General features: G+C 69.4%; 7 protein-coding genes. 6 read left to right on the forward strand and 1 reads right to left on the reverse strand.

All coding sequences use genetic code 11. From position 1 onward, the window contains the following. Nucleotides 1–69 precede the first annotated feature (69 nt). Complete coding sequence (locus K8V84_RS08810; RefSeq protein ID WP_304072834.1) at nucleotides 70–1,476, forward strand: hypothetical protein; 1,407 nt, start codon at nucleotides 70–72, stop codon at nucleotides 1,474–1,476. A 486-nt stretch (nucleotides 1,477–1,962) separates the two neighbouring features. On the opposite strand, the gene K8V84_RS08815 is transcribed toward K8V84_RS08810, so the two are convergent. Further along, nucleotides 1,963–3,207 carry a hypothetical protein gene (locus tag K8V84_RS08815; protein WP_304072836.1) on the reverse strand — a complete coding sequence of 415 codons (1,245 nt, stop codon included), beginning with the start codon at nucleotides 3,205–3,207 and terminating at the stop codon, nucleotides 1,963–1,965. 111 nt (nucleotides 3,208–3,318) lie between these two features. On the opposite strand from K8V84_RS08815, the gene K8V84_RS08820 reads away from it, so the two are divergent. From K8V84_RS08820 to mreC, 5 genes are all read left to right on the forward strand, one after another. Beyond that, nucleotides 3,319–4,668: a folylpolyglutamate synthase/dihydrofolate synthase family protein gene (locus tag K8V84_RS08820; RefSeq protein WP_304072838.1), complete on the forward strand. Its 1,350-nt coding sequence runs from the start codon at nucleotides 3,319–3,321 to the stop codon at nucleotides 4,666–4,668. Between the two features lie 34 nt (nucleotides 4,669–4,702). Further along, on the forward strand, nucleotides 4,703–5,107 hold the full coding sequence (locus K8V84_RS08825) for a DUF4233 domain-containing protein (protein ID WP_304072839.1): 405 nt from the start codon (nucleotides 4,703–4,705) through the stop codon (nucleotides 5,105–5,107). A 158-nt stretch (nucleotides 5,108–5,265) separates the two neighbouring features. Continuing rightward, nucleotides 5,266–5,670: a nucleoside-diphosphate kinase gene (gene ndk / locus K8V84_RS08830; protein WP_304072841.1), complete on the forward strand. Its 405-nt coding sequence runs from the start codon at nucleotides 5,266–5,268 to the stop codon at nucleotides 5,668–5,670. A gap of 253 nt (nucleotides 5,671–5,923) precedes the next feature. Beyond that, the gene (locus tag K8V84_RS08835; protein WP_304072844.1) at nucleotides 5,924–6,958 is read left to right on the forward strand and encodes a rod shape-determining protein; all 1,035 of its coding nucleotides are present in this window, start codon (nucleotides 5,924–5,926) and stop codon (nucleotides 6,956–6,958) included. 1 nt (nucleotide 6,959) lies between these two features. Beyond that, nucleotides 6,960–7,859, forward strand: coding sequence for a rod shape-determining protein MreC (gene mreC / locus K8V84_RS08840; protein ID WP_304072847.1), 900 nt, complete (start codon nucleotides 6,960–6,962; stop codon nucleotides 7,857–7,859). The last annotated feature ends 52 nt before the right edge of the window (nucleotides 7,860–7,911 follow it).

Here is a 7,911-nt window from a genome sequence, read left to right on the forward strand (position 1 = left end):
GGGCCGCGGCGATCGCCGCGGCCCCGCCGCATACCGCCCCCGCCCTCTATGCGACCAACAGGAGAAAGCATGCCCGCAGCTTCCCCGAGACGCGGAGGACCCCGGCGATCGACCGCCGTCGCCCTCGCCGCGGCGGCGACCCTGTTCACGGGACTGCTCGGCCCGGCGAACGCCCACGCCGACACCCCGCCTTCCGAGGACGTCACCAGCGACAACGTCGAACACATCGCCAACCTCCCCAAGCCCGAGGCGATCGGCAACACCAACTCGGACATGGCCTTCACCGGTGACTACGTCATCGGTGGCAACTACGACGGGTTCGTCATCTACGACGTCTCCGAGCCGTCCGACCCGCGGATCGTCTCCGAGGTCCTGTGCCCGGGCGGCCAGGGCGACCTGTCGGTCAGCGGCGACCTGGTGTACTTCGCCGTGGACTACCCCAACGCGAGCGACGAGTGCGGCGCCCCCGCGGTCCCGGTGACCGACCCGGACGGGTTCGAGGGTGTTCGCGTGTTCGACATCTCCGACAAGACCGCTCCCCAGTACATCGCGGCCGTGCGCACCGACTGCGGGTCGCACACCCTCACCCTCGTGCCCGGTGACGACGAACGCGAGTACGTGTACGTGTCCTCCTACGCTCCGGCCGAGGAGTTCCCGAACTGTCAGCCGCCGCACGACAAGATCTCGATCATCGAGGTACCTCTGGACGACCCGGCCTCGGCCGCGCTCGTCAACGAACCCGTGCTCTTCCCCGACGGCGGCAACCACGACCAGGACGGATTGCTGCGTCCCACCGAGGGCTGCCACGACATCACCGCCTACCCGGAGAAGGACCTGGCCGCGGGCGCCTGCATGGGCGACGGCATCCTCATGGACATCTCCGACCCGGTCGAGCCGGTCGTGACCGAGGTCGTCCAGGACGAGAACTTCGCGTTCTGGCACTCGGCGACCTTCACCAACGACGCCGGCACGGTGATCTTCACCGATGAGCTCGGCGGCGGTGGCGCGGCCACCTGCACCGAGGAGATCGGTCCCGAGCGCGGCGCCAACGCCATCTACACCCTGGACGGCGAGGGCGCCGACGCCACCTTGGACTTCGCGTCCTACTACAAGCTCGAACGCCACCAGGGCGACGAGCAGGTGTGCGTGGCGCACAACGGCTCCCTGATCCCGGTGCCCGGACAGAACTACTTCGTGCAGGCCTGGTACCAGGGCGGCGTGTCGATCATCGACTTCAACGACCCGACCGACCCCCGCGAGATCGGCCACTGGGACCCGGACGACCGTATCGACCCCGACATCGAGAACGGCAGCTCCTGGTCGGCCTACTACTACAACGGCCACGTCTACTCCTCGGACATGCGCCGGGGGCTGGACGTGCTGGAGCTGACCGACCCGCGCCTGCGCCCGGCCGAACGCGTCACCTACGACGAGTTCAACCCGCAGACCCAACCGAGCTTCCGACCCGGCCGCTGAGCCTCTGACAAGACGAGGGCGCGGGGTGGGGGAACGTTCCCCCACCCCGCGCCCTCATGGGCGGCTCGGTTCCCACCCCTGGCCGAAGAGGTCCTCGGGTCGATCGGTCCTGGCCGCGGCCAGGACCCGTTGCCGCAGGGTCTTCAGGTCGGTGCGGAATTCGATCCGTTCACGGACCTCGGGGGCGACGGTGAGCCCGCGAGCCTCCAGAACGAGATGACGTTCTCGGCGGCCTCGATGGATCGGCCTCCCCCTCGGCCGATCCGACGTACTTGTGGGCGAAGTAGCCCTGCCACTCGTGGGTTTCCACCGCCATCAAGTCCTCCAGCGCCTTGTACTGAGCGCCTCGGTGTGCTTCGGGACTTTCGAACCCGAGGAATTCCAGTGGTACGGGGCCATCGCGGCGTTGCGAGCATGTCGTGATTTCCGGTCTCGGGCCGGTGCCTTCGTGGAATCGACGAACACGGGCATGACCGGAACCCGGGGTCAGCGTGGGTCGAAGAGGCGGTCGGTGGGGGCGTCCAGGACCTCGGTCATACGGCCGGTGAAGTACACGGTGCCCAGGACCAGGACACGGTCGCCCAGGGACGCCACGAACTCCGGGGTGAGCTTCTCGGCGTCGATCCGGTCCCAACGGGCGGGCAGGTCGTGGTCGAAGCGCAGGTGGGCCTCGGGCAGGCGCACGGCGGTGACCGGAGTTCCCCCCAGGGCGTCGATGGCGCCGGAGACGTCCTTGTGGTCGGGCAGGCAGAGCAGCACGTGGTCGACCCCGCCCCAGAGGTCGTGGGCCCGTGCGAGGGCGGTCGCCACGCCGACGCGGTCGATGGCCGAGTCCACCAGTGCGCGCGCGGTCGCGCTGCCGGGTACGGGGTGTTCGGACAGACGGGCGGGCAGGTTCAGGGTTCCCAACACACGGTGCAGGCGGCCTATGGGGGCGGGCGCGCGGCCCAGGAGATCGAGTAGGCGGTCGCCCGCGGCCACGCCCAGGACGCCCGAGGCGGCCGACAGGCCCGGGGGACGGAGCGCGGCGGGCGGCTCGGTGCCGGGAAGGTCCGGGTCGACGATCTCGGGGGAGACCCGGCCGGCGGTGACCTCGGACAGGGTCCGTTCCACGACGGGGGTGACCTCGGGGCGCTGGGGCAATCCGACCAGGGCCCGTGTGCGCTCACCCGCCACCCGGGTCTTCTCCTCGGCGATCTCGGACACGGTGTCGCCGAGGACCCCCACGTGCTCGGCGAAGACCATGCCCAGCGCCACGACCTCGGGGCCGATCACTCGCAGCTCGTCCCGGTGACCGCCCATACCGGCCTCCAGGACACAGACGTCCGCGCCGATCTCGCGTGCCTTGAGCAGACCCGCGACCAGGAACAACCCGCTCGGAGCCAGATATCCGCCGTGTTCGGGGAGGGTTTCCCGAGCGGCCTCGATCCGCGCGCCCAACGCGTCCAGTTCGGCGTCGGTGACGGAGGTCCCGTCCACCCGCACGCGTTCGCGGTACCCACGGAAACTCGGCCCGGTCACCAGGACCGTGCGCGCGCCCGCGGCGGACAGGGTCGCCGCGGCCACGGTCGCCGTGCTCCCCTTGCCCTTGGAACCCACCACCCCCAGCACCGGGGTGCGTTCGTCGGAAAGGCCCAGGGTCGTCAACAGGGCGGCCGCCCGGTCCAGGCTCCGAGCCTGTCCGGGGGTGCGGCCGGCCCACTCGGAGAAGAAGTGGTCAAGGCTTGGCATGGTCCAAGTATGGTCTCGGTGACATCGGGCTTCGCACGGCCGACCCGGAGCCCGGGCCCAGGTGAGGCCGCGTACACTGGCGCGGGTGTACACCCCGACCAACGAGACCCTGTGAGTGGCGAAGGCGCCCATGAGCGCTACGCCGAGGTCACCGCGCAGATCCTCTCCCGCGCCCCAGAGACCGACATCGATCCACGCCTGGACCGGGTCCGTACCCTCCTGGACCTTTTGGGCGACCCGCAGCGCACCTTCCGGGTCATCCACGTCACCGGGACCAACGGCAAGACGTCCACGGCGCGCATGATCGACGCCCTGGTACGCGGCCGAGGCCTGCGCGTGGGCCGCTACACCAGCCCGCATCTGCGGACGATACGCGAACGCATCGTCGTCGACGGTGAACCCGTCTCCCAGGAGCGGTTCGTCGAGGCCTACGACGACATCCGCCCCTACATCGAGATGGCCGACTCGATGAACGACGCTCCTTTGTCGTTCTTCGAGATCCTCACCGTCATGGCCTACGCCGTCTTCGCCGACGCCCCCGTGGACGTCGCCGTGGTGGAGGTCGGTATGGGGGGCACCTGGGACGCCACCAACGTCGTCGACGGAGACGTCGCGGTGGTGACGCCCATCGGAATCGACCACACCGACTACCTGCCCGACACCCTCGACGGCATCGCCGAGGAGAAGGCGGGCATCATCAAACCCGACTCCGTCGCGGTGGTCGCGCAGCAGCCGCTGCCCGCCGCGGAGGTCCTGCTCCAGCACGCCGCCGAGGTCGGCGCGACCGTCGCACGCGAGGGCCTGGAGTTCGGGGTGGCCTCCCGTGAGGTGGCCGTCGGCGGTCAGCAGATCGTCGTCAAGGGCCTCACCGGGACCTATGACAACCTCTTCCTGCCGCTGTTCGGCGAGTACCAGGCCGGCAACGCCGCCGTCGCCATCGCCGCCGTCGAGGCCTTCTCCGCCTCCGAGGACGCCATCGGACTCGATCCCGTGATCGTCGGCGAGGCCCTGGCGGGGCTGGAGGCACCCGGGCGTTTGGAGGTCGTGCGCACCAGCCCGACCGTCATCGCCGACGCCGCACACAATCCGGCGGGTATGACCGCCACCGTCGCCGCCGTCGAGGAGGCCTTCACCTTCTCCCGGCTGATCGGCGTGGTGGCCATCATGGCCGACAAGGACGTCGAGGGGATTTTGGATCCCCTGGAACCACTGCTCGACGAGATCGTGGTCACCCGTAACTCCTCGCCGCGTTCCCTCGAACCGGAGAGGCTGGCCGCGCTCGCCGAAGAGATCTTCGGTGAGGACCGGGTGCACGTGGCTCCCCGACTCGACGACGCCATCGACCGGGCCGTGGGCCTGGCGGAGGCGGAAGGCGAGTTCGGTGGGGTCGGCGTGCTGGTCACCGGTTCCGTGGTCACCTCCGGGGACGCCGTGCACCTGCTGCGCGGCGCCGGCGGGTAGCAGGCGACACGATCCTCCTACGAAGGGAAACTCCGTGCGCACAGTCTGTGCCGTAGTGCTCGTGTTCGAGGCCATAGTGATCGGCCTGGCGATCCCCATCGCAGTCCAGCTGGAGGGGGTGGACCCGTCCATCGCCGGCGGGGTGTGGGGCGGCATGGCCGTGGCCGCGCTGCTGCTGTCCGGGTTGCAAAAGCACACCTGGGCGCACTACGCCGCCTGGGCCCTGCAGGCCGCCTTCCTGTTCAGCTCGTTCATGGTCAGTGGCGCGCTGTTGGTCGCGATCGTGTTCGTGTCCCTGTGGGTGACAGCGGTGATCCTCGGCCGTCGGGTCGACGAGACGCGGGCGGTCCACGCCGCGCGCGCGGGGTCGGTGGAGGGCGAGGACGCTTCCGGTGGTGGGGACGTGACCACCGCGTCGTCGGGGCCGCAAACGCGATAGTGTGACGCACGTCCGGGCGGGCCAGGAGCCGCGTCGAGCGGACCTCCCCTCATCCGCCGGTCCCGGACGTACACCCGTACACCCCACCGCGCGCGGCCTCGCAGAGGGCCCGTTCCCGCCTGTGCCGCGCGGGGGTCCAGTGAGGAGTTGAAACGCACGTGGAGCGCACTCTCGTTCTCATCAAGCCGGACGGTGTTCGCCGCAACATCGTCGGTGAGGTCATCTCGCGCATCGAGCGCAAGGGCCTGAAGCTGGCCGCCATGGAGCTGCGCACGCTCGACGCCGACACCGCCAAGACGCACTACGAGGAGCACGCCACGCGTCCGTTCTTCGAGTCGCTGGTGGACTTCATCACCGGCGGCCCCCTGGTCGCCATGGTGGTCGAAGGTGACCGCGCCATCGAGGCCTTCCGTGCCCTGGCGGGTGCCACCGACCCGGTGACGGCGTCCCCGGGCACCATCCGCGGCGACTTCGCCCTGGAGGTGCAGCAGAACATCGTGCACGGTTCGGATTCGACCTACTCGGCCGAGCGCGAGATCAAGCTCTTCTTCCCGGACCTGTAAGGGTTTCGGCGCGCCCCCGCGGGCGACGAGTATCGACACGACGCGTCCCTTCGGGGGCGCGTTCGTCGTTTCCGGGGCGTTCGGCGGCGTTCTTCGCGCCGTGTGCCGGGGTTGGAACAATGATTCGGTGTGTTTGCGTAACGAGGTAAGTGCCCAGGGTTACGATACGGGGGACTGCGTACATAACGTGTCGGAACGACTACCTATGGTCGCCCACGTTTCCACGCCCGTACGGCGCCTCTGAGGACGTTACATGCCGAACAACCTTGCATTTCTCGGCCGGGACATGGCCGTCGACCTGGGTACCGCCAACACATTGGTGTACGTGCGCGGGCGCGGAATCGTGCTGAACGAGCCTTCTGTGGTCGCGCTCAACACCTCGACCGGCAAGATCGTGGCGGTCGGTATCGAGGCCAAGCAGATGATCGGTCGCACGCCCACCAACATCACCGCCATCAGACCGCTCAAGGACGGCGTCATCGCCGACTTCGAGGTCACCGAGCGGATGCTGCGCTACTTCATCCAGAAGATCCACCGCCGTCGCCACTTCGCCAAGCCCCGCATCATCGTCGCCGTGCCCAGCGGAATCACCTCCGTCGAGCACCGCGCAGTCAAGGAGGCCGGCTACCAGGCGGGGGCCCGGCGGGTCTACATCATCGAAGAGCCCATGGCCGCCGCGATCGGCGCCGGGCTGCCCGTGCACGAGCCCACCGGCAACATGGTCGTCGACATCGGCGGTGGCACCACGGAGGTCGCCGTCATCTCGATGGGCGGCATCGTCACCTCCCAGTCCATCCGGGTGGGCGGCGACGAACTCGACCAGGCCATCATGACCTTCGTCAAGAAGGAGTACTCCCTGATGATCGGGGAGCGCACCGCCGAAGAGCTCAAGGTGGCCATCGGCTCCGCATACCCGACAGGCGCTGAGGAACTGCACGCCGAGGTACGCGGACGCGACCTCATCAGTGGCCTGCCCAAGACCATCGTCATGTCCGAGTCGGACGTGCGTCAGGCCATCGAGGAACCGGTCATCGCGATCATCGACGCGGTTCGCACCAGCCTCGACAAGTGCCCGCCGGAACTTTCCGGCGACATCATGGACCGCGGGGTCGCCGTGACCGGGGGCGGCGCGATGTTGCGCGGACTGGACGAGCGGCTCCTCCACGAGACCGGGATGCCCATCCACGTCGCCGAGAACGCGCTCGACTCGGTCGCCATCGGCTCCGGCACCTGTGTGGAGAACTACGAGCGCCTCCACCAGGTCCTCGTCCCGGAACGGCGGCGCTGACATGTTGAGCGACACCACGCGGTCGCGGCTGGTACTCGCCGTGCTGGTCGCGGTCGCTCTGGTCCTGCTGGTCGTCGACGCGCGTCCCGGCGGTGATCCGGTCACCTCGATCGCCCGCAGCGGCGGCGAGATGGTCTTCGCGCCCACCGCCGCCGGAGTCGGTCTGGTCTCCGGACCGTTCACCCGGCTCTACGAGGGATTCAGCGCGGGTCCTGAAGCGGCCGACCGCATCGCCGAACTCGAGGACGCCAACGCCGAACTGGAGTCCGAACTCCAGGCCGCCCGGATCGACGACCACCGTGCCGAGAAGCTCGATGACATGCTGCACCTGTCCGGGCGAGGCGCCTACGAGGTCGTCCCGGCCCAGGCGGTCACCCGCACCACCGCACGTGGCTACGCGCACACCGCGACCCTGGACGTCGGCACGGAATCCGGTGTCGAGCCGGACATGACCGTGGTCAACGGCGACGGCCTGGTGGGCCGTGTCATCGACGCGGGAAAGCGCACCGCCACCGTCAAACTCGCCACCGACGTCAACTCCTCGGTGGGCGCCCGCCTGGAGGACTCCCGCAAGATCGGCGCGATCACCGGGGGCAGCGTCCCCGGCGGTCCCAAGGCCGACATGACGTTGGAGCTCTTCGACATGGAGGCGCCCATCGACCAGGGCGACCGGGTGGTCACCCTCGGCTCGCGCGAAGGCGCGCCCTTCGTTCCGGGGGTTCCCATCGGGACCGTCGACGAGGTGCAGGTGGCGCCCGGCGCGCTCAGCCGGATCGCCCGTATCACCCCGGCGGTGGACTTCGCCGCCCTGGACGTGGTGGGAGTGGTCGTCAAGGGCCCCGCCGAGGACCCGCGAGACTCCGTCCTGCCGCCCAAGCCCGACCCGGAGGGGGACCAGTGAGGTCCGTCGCAACCCTGCTCATGGTGGCCGTCGCGGTACTCGTCCAAGCCAC

Source organism: Nocardiopsis listeri, from assembly GCF_020741345.1.
GTDB classification, from domain to species: domain Bacteria; phylum Actinomycetota; class Actinomycetes; order Streptosporangiales; family Streptosporangiaceae; genus Nocardiopsis; species Nocardiopsis listeri_A.